Here is a 17,233-nt window from a genome sequence, read left to right on the forward strand (position 1 = left end):
CTTTAACCAAGATCTTTAATACTAAGCCTCATGAAAGCGGTTTCTAAAACGTTCATGCGTTCAAGTGAAAAGCAGTTGTAGAGGTAAGTAGTGGCAACCATAAAAGATGTTTCTGAGTATGCAGGCGTTTCTCAAGCGACAGTATCTCGCGTCATCAATGGCACGAGTCGAGTGAGCCATGACAAAAAGCTCAAGGTAGAGAAAGCCATACAAGTTCTGGGTTACCGCCCAAACTCGATTGCTCAGGCACTCGCATCTAGCCGCACTGGCAGCATTGGCATCATAGTCCCTGAGCTCGGTGGTCCGTTTTATTCTGGCATCCTGCATAGTATTGAAAAAAGGCTACGCCGTTTTGGCTATCACGTAATCGTCACTGCTGGCTCAAATACCGAACAGGGCCAACGTGAGTCGGTGGAATTTCTACTTGGTCGTCGAGTCGATGCAATGATTTTGCACACTCAGCACCTCTCAGATGACTACCTCACAGAGCTTGAAGCAAAAGGAGTGGCTTTGGTTTTGGTCAATCGTTTCGTACCAGAACTAGCGCAGAACTGTATCGAAATTGATAACGAATTAGGGGGCCAACTAGCAACCGAATATTTGTTGCGAATGGGGCATCGCGACATTGCATGTATTACCGGCCCTCTGGACAAATCAGATGCACGGGGGCGTCTGCAGGGTTACCGCAAAGCGATTGAAGATGCGGGACTGCTGTTCGACGAAGCACTGATTTCAGAGGCCGGTTTTACCGAAGAGTCTGGCATAAGCGCAATGCGCAAGCTCCTCAAGCGTGAGCGCCCTTTTACCGCCGTTTTTGCCAGTAATGATCATATGGCGTTCGGCGCTTTTGAGGTATTGAAAGAGCACAACATTCAGGTCCCAGATCAGGTGTCACTGATCGGCTTCGATGACATTTTGTTTGCTCGTTATATTTCGCCGCCGCTTACAACCGTGAATTTTCCCATTGAGCAAATGAGTGCCGAAGCGGTTCAACTGGTTATTCAAATACTCAACAAAAACAAGCGAGATGTGAGCTTCAAACTGTCACCTACCCTAGTGCCTAGAAGCTCAGTAAAACAACTCTAAATAAAGTCATTTAAGGACAAGAAGATGAAACTAAAAACTTTGACGCTTGCCACTGTCACCGCACTTGGACTTGCTACGACAGTCAACGCCGCCGATTCAAACATTCGCTTTGACGGCTTCCCAGACTTCGATAGCAGCCTCAAGGTTCTGCTGCCTGACTTCGAAAAAGAGACGGGAATCAAGGTCGATTACCTGATGAACAATCATGGCGACCACCACACCAAACTGACCACTAACCTTGCGACAGGCTCAGGTGCAGGCGATGTTATTGTCGTTGATGTTGAAAAGATTGGCCCTTTTGTCGCTTCTGGCGGCTTAGTTAACCTATCTGAAAACTATGGTGCCGATAAGTTTGCCGAGAGTTTTGCTCCTTATGCTTGGGCACAAGGTAAAGGTGCCGACGGCGATGTTTATGGTATGCCTGTCGACCTAGGCCCAGGAGTGATGTACTACCGCAGTGATGTGTTTGCTAAAGCAGGCATTGATGTAAACCAAGCGATCAAAGACTGGGATTCTTACATCAAAGCGGGTGAGGAGCTGAAGAAAAAAGACGTTTACCTGATTGCTTCTGCGGCCGACGTTGCCCAAGCGATTATCTTCACCACAGTGCCTGAAGGAGAAGGGCTCTACTTCGATGCAGACGGTAACCCTGTGGTCACCTCTGAGCGCTTTGTGCATGCTTTCGAAGTAGCCAAAGAGATCCGTGAAAAAGGCTTAGATGCGCGAATCTTAGCGTGGTCAAACGAATGGTATGAAGGTTTCCGCAATGGCACCTTTGCCACTCAATTGTCTGGTGCATGGCTGCTTGGTCACCTCAATAACTGGATCGCACCTGAAACCGCAGGTAATTGGGGCGTTTCTCACCTACCAGATGGTATCTATGGTAGCTGGGGGGGATCTTTCCTCTCAATTCCAACTCAGTCAAAACACCAAGATGAAGCGTGGAAACTGATTGAATACATGACAACGCGTCGTGATATTCAACTTAAGCACTTTGAAACCATTGCGGCATTCCCAGCCAACACCCAAACCTACGATGACGCTTTGTTCCAAGAGGAAGTGGAATTCCTCGGCGGTCAAAAAGCCCGTTTGCTGTTTGCTGATGTGGCGAAAAACATCAAGCCTGTCGCTCCGGCTAAAGGTGACCACGTTGCTCGCTCGATAATCTTAGAAAATGCTCTGATGGAAGTGCTTGATGAAGGTAAAGACATCAAAACTGCACTCAAAGAAGCAGAACGCATGATTAAGCGTCGTACACGCAATCTTTAATTGGTTACATATTTGGTAAGAAAGGAAGGCGTACAGCGCCTTCCTGACTAGAGGTCGTTACTATGAATCATGCAGCGAGCAAGGTTATGGAAACATCACAACGCGAAAGCCTTTTTTCTCGCCTGAGTTTGAAAGCGCTTACACCGTATGGATTCCTACTGCCGTTTTTGATTATTTTCTCGGTATTTGGGATTTTCCCACTGCTTTTTTCTATCTATCTCTCTTTTCATGAGTGGAACCCGGTCGAAGGCCTTGGCGCTATGGACTATGTGGGGCTAGAGAACTACCACATTGCCCTAACCGACCCTTGGTTGTGGCGCTCATTAAAAAACACACTCTGGCTTGCGATTACGTCAGGTGTGGCACAGCACTTAGTCGCTCTGCCCGTTGCCTACATTTTGGTCTCGATGAGTGATCGTCTTCGCCACTGGCTAACATCCGCGTATTTTCTGCCTTTCATTACCTCGACGGTTGCAGCATCACTGATCTTTTTCAACATGTATTCGCCCAACTCAGGAATCATTAACCAAAGCTTGATGGCATTAGCGGATAGCTCTTTGTTTGGCTGGGCATTTGCTTGGGTAAATGACTACCAACCAATCCGTTGGCTTGATGACGCCACCATGGTGAAACCGTCTATCGCAATTATGGTGTTCTGGAAATACACCGGCTTCAACATTGTGCTCTACACAACCGGTTTGATGACAATTCCAAAGGATATTCTTGAAGCCGCCCGTATGGATGGTGCTAACGCTTGGCGCCGCTTCTGGAGTATTTCACTACCTATGATTCGTCCATTTATCTTCTTTGCAGTCACCATGACCATCATCGGCAACCTGCAGTTGTTTGAAGAACCGTTTGTGTTAACACGTGGCACGGGTGGTACCGGCCAATCTGGCTTAACCATCTCAATGTACTTGTACAAAGTGGGTTGGGAATGGCTTGAGATGGGCACCGCTTCAGCGATCTCTTGGCTGCTGTTTATGTTGATTGCTGGCTGTACCGCAATTCAATTCTTCTTCTTCGGTAAAAAAGGTCTGGGAGAGCAATAAGATGACGACAAACTCGATAACTTCTCCTCGCTGGCGACCAAGTGATCGTAGCCTAGAGATATTTACCAAGCTGCTGATGGCATTACTTGCTGTAGTCCTGATCGTTTCTGCGATTATGACCGTGTTCCCTTTCCTGTGGTCTGCACTGCTATCCACGCGTGATAGAACGGAGATCTTTGGCTCTGGGATCAGCTTCGCTATCGGCGACAGCTTAGCGGTTAACTACGCCAAGCTATTGGAAATAATGCCATTCTGGCAAGCGATGTTTAACTCAATCTACATCGCGTTTTTGGGCACTACGATTTCATTGCTGTTTTGTAGCATGGGTGGCTATGCGTTTGCTGTCTACAAGTTCAAAGGCAAAACCTTGCTGTTTGGTATGTTGGTCGGCTCGATGATGATCCCACCAGTGCTCAGTTTGATCCCCTACTTCATGATCGTCAAATTCCTTGGCTTGCTCGATAACCATCTAGCTGTGTGGCTGCCGTTTACCACTACACCATTTGGTATTTTCCTGATGCGACAGCATGTGGTTGCGTCAGTCCCAAAGGAGTTGTTAGAAGCGGCTAAGCTCGATGGAGCAGGCGAGTTTAGAACCTACTGGAGTGTTGTTCTACCACTGATGAAACCCGCTCTAGCAACACTTGCTATCGTTCAATTCGTTTTCTTCTGGAACATGTTTATGCAGCCTCTGGTTGTACTCACTACTCCAGAAAACTATGTCATTACCCAAGCGCTACGCAGCGTCCAAGGTATCCCAAATACCCCTTGGGGAGCGGTCATGCTAGGTACAACCATTTCGATTCTTCCACTGGTTGTCACTTATCTATTCGCGTCGAAACAAATGATTAGCGGCCTGACGTCAGGCGCTGTTAAAGGCTAAAAAGGTTTAAATAACAATGAATAAATTCCAACTTCCTACTGATTCTAAATTACGCAGCCCAGAATTCTTGTTTGGCGTCGCCACGTCTTCTTATCAGATTGAGGGTGGTGCTCAACTTGGTGGACGAAGCCCATCTATCTGGGACACCTTCTGCAATAAACCAGGTGCAGTAGATAACGCAGACAACGGCGATGTTGCCTGTGACCATTTCCATCTTTGGAAACAAGACATTGAGATGATTCAAGGGCTAGGTGTCGACGCATACCGACTGTCTATGGCATGGCCACGCATCATTCCTCAAGACGGTGTTGTCAATCAAGAAGGGCTAAAGTTCTATGAACAGATCATCGATGAATGTCACGCGCGGGGTTTAAAAGTCTTTGTCACCCTCTATCACTGGGACCTCCCTCAGTACCTTGAAGATAAAGGGGGCTGGCTGAACCGAGAAACCGCTTACAAATTTGAGCAGTACGCTAACATAGTCAGTGAGTACTTCGGCGATAAAATCGACTCCTACGCTACGCTTAACGAACCGTTTTGCTCTTCGTATCTAGGTTATCGTTGGGGAATCCATGCGCCGGGTATTAAGGGCGAACGCGAGGGCTTTTTGTCGGCTCACCACCTAATGCTAGCTCATGGCTTAGCGATTCCTCACATGCGTAAGAATGCCCCTAACGCCATGCATGGTTGTGTGTTCAATGCCACACCAGCATACCCATTAAACGATAGCGATGTGGCTGCTGCCGAGTATTCAGATGCAGAAGGTTTCCACTGGTTTATGGACCCAGTACTGAAAGGCGAATATCCGCAGTTAGTTCTTGAGCGTCAATCTCACAATATGCCGATGATCTTAGAGGGCGATCTCGACATTATCCGCACCGACTTGGACTTTATCGGTATTAACTTCTACACCCGCTGCGTAGTTCGCTTTGATGAAAATGGTGATATCAAAGACGTGCCTCAGTCAGAAAATGAACATACCTTTATCGGCTGGGAGATCTACCCACAAGCACTCACTGATCTACTACTCCGTCTTAACGACCGTTACGACAACCTGCCGCCACTTTACATCACTGAAAATGGGGCTGCAGGAGAAGACGATTGTATCAATGGTGAAGTGAATGACACCCAACGTGTTAACTATTTCCAAGCACACTTAGAAGCGGTGGACAGCGCTATTAAATCTGGTGTCAACGTACAAGGCTACTTCGCATGGAGCCTAATGGATAACTTCGAGTGGGCATTTGGTTACAAGCAGCGTTTCGGTATTGTGCACGTTGAGTATGAAACCCAAAAACGTACGCTAAAACAGAGCGCCATTGCTTACCGTAACATGCTACTTGAGCGCCGAGAGGAGAATGTGTAATGGCTAAAGTTGAATTCAAAAACATTAAGAAGTCTTACGACGATGTCGAGGTAGTGAAACACTTCGATTTCACCGTCAACGATGGTGAGTTTGTGGTTTTCCTCGGTCCATCTGGTTGCGGCAAGTCAACCACGCTGCGCATGCTGGCTGGCCTAGAAAGCATCACTGCTGGCGAGATACTTGTTGGCGATAAGCTGATGAATAAAATCGATGCTAAAGATAGAGACTTAGCGATGGTATTCCAGAGCTATGCACTTTACCCACATATGACGGTATACGAAAATATCGCCTTTGCTCTCAAGCTCAAAGGCATGGCAAAAAGCCAGATTGATGTTGAAGTGCGTAAAGCAGCAAAAATGTTGGAACTAGAGCCACTTCTAGATCGCAAACCTAAAGAACTTTCTGGTGGACAGCGTCAGCGAGTTGCAATGGGTCGAGCTATGGTCCGTACACCTAAAGTATTCTTGTTTGATGAGCCACTTTCAAACTTAGATGCTAAGCTGCGTGGTACCATGCGCGAAGAGATCAAGCAGCTTCATCGAGAACTACAAACAACCACTATCTACGTCACCCATGACCAAATAGAAGCCATGACACTTGCTGATCGTATTGTCATTCTTAAAGATGGCTATGTCGCACAGGTGGGCACACCAACACAAGTGTTCCAGCAGCCTGCTAATAAGTTTGTTGCCCAGTTCATTGGTAACCCATCGATGAACATGCTTGACGCACAATTAGTTGGCGATGAAGGCAATTGGCAGATAGAGCTTGGTGATGTTCGCATCCCGCTTCCACAGCGTTTCCACGCGCATGCCTCTAAAAATCTGGCACTTCACTTCGGTGTTAGGCCAACGGATATCCATCTGCGTGCCGAACAGGTGGACCACGATCGAGTTTTGCCACTGCCGGTCAAGATCAAGGACAAAGAACTGCTAGGCGCAAGCATACTGCTAAAAACCGAAATTGCGGGGCAACCACTGATGGTAGAAACACAAGCGGCGGAAGTTGATGTCAGTGAACTGACTCTGTATCTCGATTTAGATGCGGTTCATCTGTTTGATGCCTTGAGTGAAAATTCACTGGCCACCTTCTAATAGCATGAGTAAGCCGATGCTCACTTAGCATCGGCTGATTAATAGACCTCTCACTTCCCTATCAGCTGTATTGAGCTCTGACTGGGTGTTTTCTATATTCAGTATTTGGCTTGCTTTGTTGTTGGTTCGATGAAATCAAAAAAGAAGAATAAATCCCCCTCTATCTATGATGTCGCCAAACTTGCTGGCGTCTCACCCAGTACTGTTTCACGTTTTCTCAATCGGACAACTTACGTCTCTGATGAAAAAAGTTACAACATTGAGCAAGCAATAAAAACACTGGGCTATAAGCCTAACTACACCATGAATCAGGGCAGCAACACGCGTTCCATGACCATCGGCGTTCTGGTGCAAAACCCCGAAAGCCCGCATACGAGCCGTATTCTGAATGACATGGAGAAAGTCCTCAATGCACAAGGCTACTCTCTGGTTATCGCGACCGGACACTGGAAAAACAAACTTGAATCACATGCTCTAGACTACTTGTCTAAAAGTAATGTCGATGGCGTCATCATTGTCACTGGCAGCCTCACAGAGAAGCAAATCCTTGAATATGCAGAAAACATCCCTGTTGTCGCCGTTGGCTATGATGTGATTGGCGATCGCGTGCGCTGCGTTAACATCGATAACGTACTTGGTGGTTACATGGCGACCTTGCACCTACTTCAACAAGGTCACTTAAACATTGCCCATATTAAAGGCCTGCTCAACCAACCAGACGCGGTCGCACGCTTTGTCGGCTACAAGAAAGCTTTGCAAGAGGCAGGAATCAAGGTTCAGCCAAAACTGATTAAACAAGGCGACTTCAGCAGTGAATGTGGCTATCAACTGACTAAGGAATTGATTGAATCTAAGAGTCACTTCAGCGCCATTTTCGCTGCCAATGACCAAACAGCCTATGGGGCGATAAAAGCCCTGCATGACCACGGTTATCGAGTACCAGAAGATATCTCAGTGGTAGGCTTTGATGATCTTCCGACCTCATTTTACTTTACCCCTGCGCTCACCACGATGCGTCAACCCGTTGAAGAAGTCGGTGTTGTCTGTGCTGAGTCAATTCTTAACTTGTTAAGTGGCAATAGACATGAAGTTCGCCTGCCACCTATCGAGCTTATTATCAGGCAATCGACCAAGTCCCTTTACCGCTAGCTTTCTGATATTCTTCAACAAACACTCTGAGAATATCTAAAGGACTTGCTATGAAAACTGTTCTAATCACCGGAGCTAACCGTGGTATAGGATTAAGCTTAGCGAAAAACTATCTTGCTCAAGGCTGGCAAGTTCACGCAACTTATCGTTCAGAGAGTAGTTCGCCGGAGCTTCTGGAGTTGGAAGGGAACAACCTAACCTGTCACCCATTAGATGTAACGGATTACCAAGGACTGAGTGAATTTGCTAACGCGCTACCTGCTATCGATCTGCTAATCAACAACGCAGGCTACTACGGGCCGAAAGGTTATGGCTTTGGTAACACCGATGTTGATGAATGGCGAAAAGTGCTTGAAATCAACACCATTGCACCGTTGAAACTGGTGGAGACTTTATACCCTAACCTGCAAAAAGGACAGCTAAAGAAAATTGCTTGCCTCTCGTCTAAAGTCGGCAGCATGACTGAGAATACTTCAGGTGGTGGCTACATTTACCGCTCGTCAAAAGCGGCCCTCAACTCTGTAGTCAAAAGCTTAAGCAACGATCTGACAGCTGAAGGTTTTACCGTGTTAGCACTTCACCCAGGCTGGGTACAAACTGAAATGGGCGGGCCTAATGCGTTGATTGATACCGACACTTCCGCAAAGGGTTTAATCAAAGTGATTGAACAAACAGATCAAGCATGTTCTGGTGAGTTTATTAACTACAATGGTGATCGTTTACCTTGGTAATCCACACGTGAACCACTTACTGGTTTAATAAAAATTCCCAAAAACACTAAGTATCAAATGAACTACGCTTTAAGACAAATTTGATACTTTTTGTTGATTAAAATTGCTGTTCTTTCCTTAATCTGAATTGGCTTAACGCTATTAGATAAACAGATTAAAAATAAGGAAAGTCACAATGAAGACGATCAAACAACAACTTGGTTTCACAATACTATCTATTGCTAGCATCGCTTTTTCTGGCGTAGCTAGTGCACTTCAAATCTATAGTGATGACATTCAAGAAGGCCATCCGATGGCTAAGACCTTTGAATATTCCGGTTGGGGGTGCACAGGAGATAACTTATCGCCTCAACTGAGTTGGAAGGATATCCCGGAAGGTACAAAAAGCTTTGCAATTACGGCCTACGATCCTGATGCGCCAACAGAAAGCGGCTTTTGGCATTGGATTGCATTAGATGTTCCAGTGAAAACAACTCAACTGCCAAGAGGTGTAAACATCACTGAGCTTGGTGGTCAGGAAGTTAGTATAGATTATGGTTCTGCTGGATTTGGAGGTGCATGTCCTCCTGTTGCAGACGGTATGCACCGTTACCAATTTACAGTGTGGGCTCTGCCAAAAGCAAAACTCGGACTCGATAAAAACACACCAGCTGCTGTCGTTGGGTTTACCCTTAATAGTATTGCATTAGACAAAGCAACCTTGACCGCAACATACACCCGTTAAACAGTCAGGAGAAGTGATGAATCACGTATATCAAATTGCAACATTTAGAGCTCAGCATTCACAAAAACTGCGCAATGTGACGATTCACTCTCCAAGCATTATTCAAATCATTTCGGGCAGTAAACGGCTATTTCAGAGTGATAGCACTATCGCTCTGTCTTCGACAAAACTACTGCTTTGTGAGGGTTCATCGCGTTTTAGCTTCGAAAACCTTCCTGAGCAAGGCGCTTTTCTCTCACGGATGTTTAGCTTTCATTCCCCACCAAAACAAGACTTGATTCAACTTAGTCAGCAAAAAATGAGGGCAGAGGACCTACCCTGGATAGAAAAAGATAAGGCTATTGAACAGACACTAAATGTACTCTATTCCCTCGACTTGTCACACATGAGCACCGACACTCAACATCTTTGGCTTGCCCCCTTGTATCAGCTACTGGCTGAACGTGGCGTTCTCCATCATCTGTTCATAAACCAACAGGCTTCCTTTCGCGAGCAACTTACTCGATATCTCTCACTTTCACCCAGCGAAGCTCACTCTTTAGAGGAGGTGGCCAGCCATTTTGCGATTAGTCGAGCAACCTGCCTTCGCCGACTGAAGAAAGAAGGGCTTCAATACAGAGAAGTTCTCAGTGATGTAAGACTTAATCACGCCCTTAGCTTAATGCAAGCACAGTCATGGAGTGTACTGCAACTAGCTTATATGTGCGGTTATAAGTCTGAGCAACGCTTCAGCCAGCGCTTTCGCTCTAAGTTTGGTTTGACACCAACTGATTATATGCGAACAATTCGCAGCAATGCTGAACCCTCACAGAGTCTAGTAGAGCATTAACATGGTAAGAGCGCATTCACTCATGCTCATACCCACTTTGTTCGCGCTAACAGCCTGCCAAGCGGATAGCCCAAGTATTTTTTTTGACGATTACCTGACTCGCGTTGCTCGAGTACAAGACGCACCTGAGGTAGGCAAAGAGTCTGACAGTTACACCAACCTGCCACGAAAACGCGATTTATACGTCGAAATACCGCCAGTCTCTATCGGTTTACTCGAGAGTTATCAATTACGGCAGTGCGGTCTATTCAATCTGATTGCGGAGAAGAACTCCGTTTTAGGTAAGGTTGCCGATGAGTTTCGTAACTACGACTATCAACGTGCTTTACTAGACGGCTTATCTCGCTGTTTAAATAGTGACAAATTAGACCAAGAGCTCACGCTAAAACTAGCAGATATTGAGCAGAAAAAGCGACCTCAACTGTCGCTGCACCAATGGAACTTGGTGTTCGCCAGTGATACGATGCAAAAACAGTTACAGGGCTATCAGTGGTTGGAGGCCAATCTTGGTCAAACGGTTCTGGAAGTCAGTCAAGCCCTAAAGGTTTTGCAGCTCGCCTCTTACAGCTCAAACAGCCAAGTCATTGAGGTACAAGAAGTACTAGAGAAAAGCCCAATTGTTGGTGACCTAAATTACTCTCTTGCGATGGCAACCACTAAACTAAACCAGGTCACTCGACAACTCTCAGAATATGACCATCGCATCATTTGCGCGACAAATCGTGATAGCACTAAGTTCAAATATCTAAACAATGTCTTTGAACAGCAATTTGTGGGTAAAGTGCAACCCTATATGGCTCAACTCGACGGCTACTATCAGACCCTGTCATCAAACCTAAGTCTGCTTGACCCCAAGCCAAACATTCATAGCTATGTGTACCCACTAAAGAAGCACCATGTGGAGTTTCGTCAAGCTATACGCCGTCATGTCGATTATTGGCAACAACTATTTAAACGCTGTGGGCGCAAAGTAGGTTGATACCAAGCAGTATAACTATCTGAACACCTATTTATCCCGATTGGTATAAGACTTTTTAGATGTTGACTTGGCGGAAGATTTCTTACGATAGCCACCTTTTTTGCGCTTGTATGCCGGGCGCTCTACTTTAGGTAGGTGACGTAAAGACTCAGGAACCTCTCCGCTACGAACTTGATGCATCAAACCATCAATTCGCTGCTGGAGTTCGTGCATAAAAGGTTGATAGGCTTGGTTACGCTCCGCCATACCCTGCAACTGGTGTTCCCAATTTGCTGTCATATCTGGAAAGGTCGATTCAGATGGCAGTGCATGAATCAAGCCTCTTCCAGCAGGTGTACTGAGAATAGACTTGCCTTGGCGCTGCAATAATTGGCGCTTAAACAGAGTATCAAGGATGCCTGCACGCGTCGCTTCTGTCCCTAAGCCATCGGTCTCTTTGAGTATTTTTTTCAGCTCTTTGTCTTCCACAAAACGGGCAATCCCCGTCATCGCCTGAAGTAATGTCGCTTCAGTAAAATGTTTCGGAGGCTCTGTCTTACGGTCTTTAATCTCACCTTCTCGGCAGGTTAGAACGCTCCCTTCAGGTAAAGGAGGAACCGCATCAACACTTGCGTCTTCATCATCAACTTTACCCATCAGTTCTTTCCAGCCTGCCGATACAAGCTGACGCCCCTTGGCAATGAAGGTTCCTCCTGCGATATCAAATACCAGCTTGGCTTCTGCATACACTGCCGCCGGATAGAACTGCATCAAATATTGGCGCGCAATCTGCTGATAAATCTTCATCTCATTGCCAGACAGCCCATTCACTGAAGTCTTTTTCGGCGTCGGGATAATCGCATGGTGAGCATCGACTTTTTTATCATTCCATGCTTTGGATTTAAGGCTCAGATTCGCCCCTGATACTGCACTGCCAAGCTCCTTGGCATTGTTACCAATCGCATCACAAACGCTACTCGCTTGGGAATAATGCTCCATCGGTAAATAGCGACAATCAGAACGTGGGTAGGTGATCAGCTTGTGCTTTTCATACAACGACTGACAAGTATCAAGCACCTGCTGCGCACTCATACCAAATCGCTTTGCAGCATCAATTTGTAGAGCAGATAACGAATATGGCAGTGGCGCTGATTGCTTGGTTTTCTTATGCTCCGACTCAACGACTTTTGCTGGTTGGTTGGCTATTCGGTTTGCGACATTTTCCACCAGCTTACGATTGAGGACTCTCCCCTCTTCGTCTTGCCATGGTTTACACGCGTCACTCGGTTTCCAACGAGCGCGTATATCAAACGCGCTTGAGCCATCTTGATACGGGATGAGGGCGTGAAGAGTAAAATAATCACGAGGGATAAAGTTCTCTATATCTTCATCACGGCGCACCACTAAGCCAAGCACTGGAGTTTGTACTCGACCTACCGACAAGACGCCTTGATAGCCAGCCTTCTGTCCAAGTAGCGTATAGGCGCGAGACATATTCATACCATACAACCAGTCTGCTCTAGACCGCGCTAAAGCAGAAACAGACAGCGGAACAAATTCACGGTTGCTGCGCATTTGATTTAAGGCGCGCTTGACCGCTGGCAAGTTCAAATCGCTAATCAGCAAACGCTGGGTCGCTTCTTTTTTAGTTTTGCTTACCTTACAGTAATCGAGTACCTCATCCACCAGCAATTGCCCTTCTCTATCAGGGTCTCCGGCATGAATGACTTGCTGCGACTCTTTTAGCAGTTTTCTTACTACAGTGAGTTGCTTACTGGAGGACTTGCGAGGTCTTAACTGCCATTGTTCCGGGACAATTGGCAAGTCAGCTAGATTCCACTTTTTATAGCGCTCATCATAAGCGTCTGGTTCGACTTGCTCCAACAAGTGTCCAATGCACCAAGTGACAATATCGCCATTACCGCAACGAATAAAGCCTTGGTCATTTTTCTTTGGTCCGGGCAGCGCAGCGGCAATTGCGCGGCCAAGGCTTGGTTTTTCAGCAATAAAGAGACGAGACATAAAATAGGGCAAGACAGATACAATAAGGGCCACATTATCGAATGTGGCCCTTACAAATCAAGAAAAACTGTAAATTTAAACAGTATTTGTCATATTCATATAGTGCAGATTACTCTTCGCTGGTTCCTGCACGTTCAGCCGCTTCTTTGACAAGTGGCTGAAGTTCACCCTTTTGGAACATTTCGATGATAATGTCACAACCACCGACTAGCTCACCTTCAACCCAAAGCTGTGGGAAGGTTGGCCACTGTGCGTAAGCAGGCAGCTCTGCACGAATGTCTGGGTTTTGCAGGATATCTACATAGGCAAATTTCTCACCACAAGCCATTAGTGCTTGCGCCGCTTGTGAAGAGAAACCGCAGCTAGGTAGTTTAGGCGAGCCTTTCATATACAGAAGGATCGAGTTTTCTGCGATTTGTTGTTTGATTTTATCGATAGTTTCCATTGCTTCCTCTTAGATGGAGTTACGGCAAGTAATCCGGATATTCTAAACCATTAGCACAGAATAAAAAGCCTATTATGTATAAGGTTATATCCTTTAAACGATTTAAGAGATTAAGCTGATAGAAAATTTTCATATAGAAATGCTGCGGCCAAGCTTTTAATAAAGTAAAAACTTGCTAAACTATAGCGCAAGTCAGCAAATCGACCATGGTTGGCATTTAGCTAGCTATGAATAATAAATAACACTGGAAGCAATCGAGAGGGGTAACCCTTTCATATAAATGGAGAATCGAGCAATGGCATTTGAACTACCAGCTCTTCCTTACGCGAAAGACGCACTAGAACCACATATCTCAGCTGAAACTCTAGATTTCCACCACGGTAAGCACCACAACACTTATGTTGTTAAGCTAAATGGTCTTATCCCTGGCACTGAGTTTGAAGGCAAATCTCTAGAAGAAATCATCAAGACTTCTACTGGTGGTGTATTTAACAACGCTGCACAAATCTGGAACCACACTTTCTACTGGCACTGTCTAGCGCCGAACGCAGGTGGTCAGCCAACAGGTGCAGTAGCAGACGCTATCAACGCTGCATTCGGTTCGTTCGAAGAGTTCAAAGCGAAATTCACAGACTCTGCAATCAACAACTTCGGTTCTTCTTGGACTTGGCTTGTTAAGAAAGCGGATGGCTCTCTAGAAATTGTTAACACGTCTAACGCAGCAACACCTCTAACAGAAGAAGGGACAACTCCACTTCTTACTGTTGACCTGTGGGAACACGCTTACTACATCGATTACCGTAACGTTCGTCCAGACTACATGAATGGGTTCTGGGCTCTAGTTAACTGGGACTTCGTTGCAGAAAACCTAGCAAAATAATCCATTCCCCTAGGATTTAAAGTTTAGTCACTCAAAAGCCAGTATTTCGCTGGCTTTTTTCTTTTCAAGCCATGATTTACCTAAAGTTTCTCACCATTAAGTCGCTATAAAAGCAACGAGCGAGGAACATCATGCAAATTCATACATTAGACAAAGCAGCCATTATCAGCGAGCTTCAGTTTGGCACGGGTATTAACCATGCCGTGCATGAAGGACGCCGAGCTGACTTTGCTTTAATTCTGTCGATGTTTTCCGATGATGTGCGTGACAATACCCCACTTGAAAAGGTCGACGAAATCGATACCAGTGAACAAGCACTGCGTAAAAGGTTTGAATTGCCACTACCCCAACAGCTTCGATCCGATCAAGGCTCTTATGACATTTCAGCAAATCAGGCCTCACTGTTCCATAACTCGGGGCTACCGAGTACCAAGCTGAGTCATTATCTAGCACCTGATGCTTTAACATACCTACCTGAAGATACGCATAACATGCCGGAAGAGGTGTATCACAATTTATCTGGTCATCAGCGCCGAGCACTGGGAGAGAAAGAACCAAAAGAATTGATACCTATCGATCTTTATAACCAGCTCATCAAAGCGCAACGCACCTTCCAGATCCAAACTCAAGTCTAATAGGATCGTTTTCGATCACACTTTTCGTGTCTCATTTTTCAGACTTGCTTAACAATTGACCTGCATAGTGTGAATAGCGCCAAATAATCGAACATTGTCATACTGAGCGAAGAGTTATTTGACGTTATTCACAACTAAAACACAGCTAATCTACCATGCTATGTGGACATCTTTTAGAGCATGCATTGCTTATGGGGGTAAGCCAATGGATATAAAAAATGCTGTAATTTTAGTGACATCTGCCGGTTCTCAAATCGGTAGCACTCTCGCTTATCATTTTGCTTCGCTTGGTGCGACGTTGGTATTGTGTGACAGAAAAACTCCACAACTTACTCAGACCTATCAGCAGTGCAAAGAGATATCAGACAGCGTCTATCAGTGCCCTATAGATGATCACTCACTCAGTTCTATCCAATACTTATTCACATTTATGGATCAAACTATCAAGCGCTCCCCCGACGTTTTGATCAACACGCTAACCGCAGAGGCAATGCCCAACATTTTTGATCACCACGGCAGTGATTTATTTACCCAGAGACTATCTTTAATGGCTGCAACACTGTTTAGCTTTGGTCAGGCAACCGCGGAAAGAATGCGAGAAGAGAAAAAGAATGGTGTAATAGTTAATGTCATTTCCCATCCAGACTATCAAGACATGTCCGGCTTCGACAATGCAACATCAATGGTGGCAGGATTTACCCAAAGTTGGGCAAAAGAGTTAACGCCTTTTAATATTCGTGTCGGTGGTGTCGTCCCAGCAATTGAGCATGACAGCTCTCACTGGGCAGAAGTGCAAGATGAGTTAATTCGCAATACTGAGTATATTGTCTCTAATGATTACTTTAGTGGCAGAGTAATGGCGGCGTAACAACCTTTCCGCCATTATCCGGTATTAAAGCGACTTCAATACGTTCTCTGAAGCTTCTTCAATAAGATCCAATACTAGCTCGAAACCGCTATCCCCACCGTAATAAGGGTCGGGGATTTCGTCGTATTCAGTGTCAGAAAACTCAAGAAACAGTTTGATTTTGTACTGTACACGTTGCGGGCAACGGGCAATAAGATCAGCAAAGTTATCTCTATCTGCCGCTAAAATTAGGTCAAAGTTGTCAAAGTCACTACTTACCACTTTGCGTGAACGGATTCCTTTGAATGAATAACCTCGGCGCTCCCCTGCAGCTTTCGCTCTTGAATCCGGCGGATTGCCTTGGTGATAGCCGATAGTACCCGCGGAGTCTACTTCAACAGAGATTCCTAATTGCTCTGATTTTGCTCTTAGAATAGCTTCACCCGTAGGCGAGCGACAAATATTCCCCATACAAACAACCAATAGCTTCTTCATTTCCTATTCAGCCTCTATTTCTAACTGCTTTCCCATGAAAATCATAGGTTTTTGCCATACTGTGAATGGGCTATCATAGACACAGAATTATTGAATAAAAAAGGATTTACCATGACCTCTGAAACCAATAAAGAAGTGCGTCACAAAGAGCGACAGCAAAAAGTGAAAGAGCAAGTAGATGCTCGAATTGCTGCTGCTCAAGAAGAAAAAGGTCTATTCCTCGTCATTACTGGTAACGGTAAAGGTAAATCTACCTCTGGTTTTGGCACCATTGCTCGCGCTGTCGGGCATGGTTTGAAATGTTCTGTCGCTCAATTTATTAAAGGGACATGGGACAATGGTGAACGTAACCTGCTTGAAAAGCTCGGGGTTGAGTTTCAAGTGATGGGTACGGGATTTACTTGGGAAACTCAAAGTAAAGCGCGAGACACCGAAGCGGCACAAAAAGTGTGGCAAGAGTGTAAGCGTATGCTGCAAGACAAGTCGATTGATGTCGTGCTGTTTGATGAGATGACCTATATGGTCAATTACGGTTACATTGAGTTAGATGAATTAGTTGAGGCGTTGAACCATCGCCCTAAAATGCAATCAGTAATTATCACCGGGCGTGGCGCTCATCGCACCTTAACTGAGATGGCCGACACCGTATCTGAAGTGCGTAACGTCAAGCATGCTTTTGAGTCAGGCGTAAAAGCTCTCAAAGGTGTAGATTGGTAACCTGTTTTTGGCCACTAGAGACTCGCTGTTCTAGTGGCTACTAATTTGATG

The 17,233-nt window shown here is 45.6% G+C and carries 18 protein-coding genes; 15 read left to right on the plus strand and 3 right to left on the minus strand.

What is annotated here, in order from left to right:
* Nucleotides 1–90 precede the first annotated feature (90 nt).
* From APB76_RS12390 to APB76_RS12440, 11 genes are all read left to right on the plus strand, one after another.
* Nucleotides 91–1,086: a LacI family DNA-binding transcriptional regulator gene (locus APB76_RS12390; protein ID WP_054961513.1), complete on the plus strand. Its 996-nt coding sequence runs from the start codon at nucleotides 91–93 to the stop codon at nucleotides 1,084–1,086.
* A 24-nt stretch (nucleotides 1,087–1,110) separates the two neighbouring features.
* On the plus strand, nucleotides 1,111–2,355 hold the full coding sequence (locus APB76_RS12395; protein WP_054961512.1) for an ABC transporter substrate-binding protein: 1,245 nt from the start codon (nucleotides 1,111–1,113) through the stop codon (nucleotides 2,353–2,355).
* Between the two features lie 62 nt (nucleotides 2,356–2,417).
* The gene (locus APB76_RS12400; RefSeq protein WP_008077977.1) at nucleotides 2,418–3,407 is read left to right on the plus strand and encodes a carbohydrate ABC transporter permease; all 990 of its coding nucleotides are present in this window, start codon (nucleotides 2,418–2,420) and stop codon (nucleotides 3,405–3,407) included.
* Between the two features lies 1 nt (nucleotide 3,408).
* Nucleotides 3,409–4,290, plus strand: a complete 882-nt coding sequence (locus tag APB76_RS12405) for a carbohydrate ABC transporter permease (protein ID WP_004748472.1) — start codon at nucleotides 3,409–3,411, stop codon at nucleotides 4,288–4,290.
* Between the two features lie 16 nt (nucleotides 4,291–4,306).
* The gene (locus APB76_RS12410) at nucleotides 4,307–5,656 is read left to right on the plus strand and encodes a GH1 family beta-glucosidase (protein ID WP_049843550.1); all 1,350 of its coding nucleotides are present in this window, start codon (nucleotides 4,307–4,309) and stop codon (nucleotides 5,654–5,656) included.
* A complete protein-coding gene (locus tag APB76_RS12415; protein WP_049843549.1) occupies nucleotides 5,656–6,750 on the plus strand; it encodes an ABC transporter ATP-binding protein in 1,095 nt (364 codons plus the stop codon). The genes APB76_RS12410 and APB76_RS12415 overlap by 1 nt, the downstream gene beginning before the upstream one ends.
* Before the next feature lie 129 nt (nucleotides 6,751–6,879).
* Nucleotides 6,880–7,899, plus strand: a complete 1,020-nt coding sequence (locus APB76_RS12420) for a substrate-binding domain-containing protein (protein ID WP_054961679.1) — start codon at nucleotides 6,880–6,882, stop codon at nucleotides 7,897–7,899.
* Between the two features lie 50 nt (nucleotides 7,900–7,949).
* Nucleotides 7,950–8,630: an SDR family oxidoreductase gene (locus tag APB76_RS12425; protein WP_054961511.1), complete on the plus strand. Its 681-nt coding sequence runs from the start codon at nucleotides 7,950–7,952 to the stop codon at nucleotides 8,628–8,630.
* Between the two features lie 175 nt (nucleotides 8,631–8,805).
* The gene (locus APB76_RS12430; protein WP_054961510.1) at nucleotides 8,806–9,354 is read left to right on the plus strand and encodes a YbhB/YbcL family Raf kinase inhibitor-like protein; all 549 of its coding nucleotides are present in this window, start codon (nucleotides 8,806–8,808) and stop codon (nucleotides 9,352–9,354) included.
* 16 nt (nucleotides 9,355–9,370) lie between these two features.
* Nucleotides 9,371–10,183, plus strand: coding sequence for a helix-turn-helix transcriptional regulator (locus tag APB76_RS12435; protein ID WP_054961509.1), 813 nt, complete (start codon nucleotides 9,371–9,373; stop codon nucleotides 10,181–10,183).
* Nucleotides 10,184–10,205: 22 nt separating this feature from the next.
* Nucleotides 10,206–11,162 (plus strand): DUF3080 domain-containing protein, encoded by a 957-nt coding sequence (locus tag APB76_RS12440; protein WP_237767903.1) that lies wholly within the window; start codon nucleotides 10,206–10,208, stop codon nucleotides 11,160–11,162.
* 27 nt (nucleotides 11,163–11,189) lie between these two features.
* Here APB76_RS12440 and APB76_RS12445 read toward each other — a convergent pair whose 3' ends face one another.
* Both APB76_RS12445 and APB76_RS12450 read right to left on the minus strand, forming a co-directional pair.
* On the minus strand, nucleotides 11,190–13,163 hold the full coding sequence (locus APB76_RS12445; protein ID WP_054961507.1) for a DNA topoisomerase III: 1,974 nt from the start codon (nucleotides 13,161–13,163) through the stop codon (nucleotides 11,190–11,192).
* A 109-nt stretch (nucleotides 13,164–13,272) separates the two neighbouring features.
* Nucleotides 13,273–13,608, minus strand: a complete 336-nt coding sequence (locus APB76_RS12450; RefSeq protein WP_049843544.1) for a Grx4 family monothiol glutaredoxin — start codon at nucleotides 13,606–13,608, stop codon at nucleotides 13,273–13,275.
* Between the two features lie 295 nt (nucleotides 13,609–13,903).
* Between APB76_RS12450 and sodB the strand changes: the two genes are divergently transcribed.
* From sodB to APB76_RS12465, 3 genes are all read left to right on the plus strand, one after another.
* Nucleotides 13,904–14,488 carry a superoxide dismutase [Fe] gene (gene sodB, locus APB76_RS12455; protein ID WP_054961506.1) on the plus strand — a complete coding sequence of 195 codons (585 nt, stop codon included), beginning with the start codon at nucleotides 13,904–13,906 and terminating at the stop codon, nucleotides 14,486–14,488.
* A gap of 131 nt (nucleotides 14,489–14,619) precedes the next feature.
* Nucleotides 14,620–15,123: a VC2046/SO_2500 family protein gene (locus APB76_RS12460; RefSeq protein ID WP_054961505.1), complete on the plus strand. Its 504-nt coding sequence runs from the start codon at nucleotides 14,620–14,622 to the stop codon at nucleotides 15,121–15,123.
* 205 nt (nucleotides 15,124–15,328) lie between these two features.
* Entirely contained in the window at nucleotides 15,329–15,991 is a 663-nt protein-coding gene (locus tag APB76_RS12465) for an SDR family oxidoreductase (RefSeq protein ID WP_049843541.1), read from the plus strand.
* Nucleotides 15,992–16,015: 24 nt separating this feature from the next.
* Here the strand turns inward: APB76_RS12465 and APB76_RS12470 are convergent, their stop codons facing one another.
* Nucleotides 16,016–16,465, minus strand: a complete 450-nt coding sequence (locus APB76_RS12470; RefSeq protein ID WP_049843540.1) for a low molecular weight protein-tyrosine-phosphatase — start codon at nucleotides 16,463–16,465, stop codon at nucleotides 16,016–16,018.
* 111 nt (nucleotides 16,466–16,576) lie between these two features.
* On the opposite strand from APB76_RS12470, the gene cobO reads away from it, so the two are divergent.
* Nucleotides 16,577–17,182 carry a cob(I)yrinic acid a,c-diamide adenosyltransferase gene (cobO, locus tag APB76_RS12475; RefSeq protein ID WP_054961504.1) on the plus strand — a complete coding sequence of 202 codons (606 nt, stop codon included), beginning with the start codon at nucleotides 16,577–16,579 and terminating at the stop codon, nucleotides 17,180–17,182.
* The last annotated feature ends 51 nt before the right edge of the window (nucleotides 17,183–17,233 follow it).

Origin of the sequence: Vibrio bivalvicida (assembly GCF_001399455.2) — a bacterium.
GTDB classification, from domain to species: Bacteria; Pseudomonadota; Gammaproteobacteria; order Enterobacterales; family Vibrionaceae; genus Vibrio; species Vibrio bivalvicida.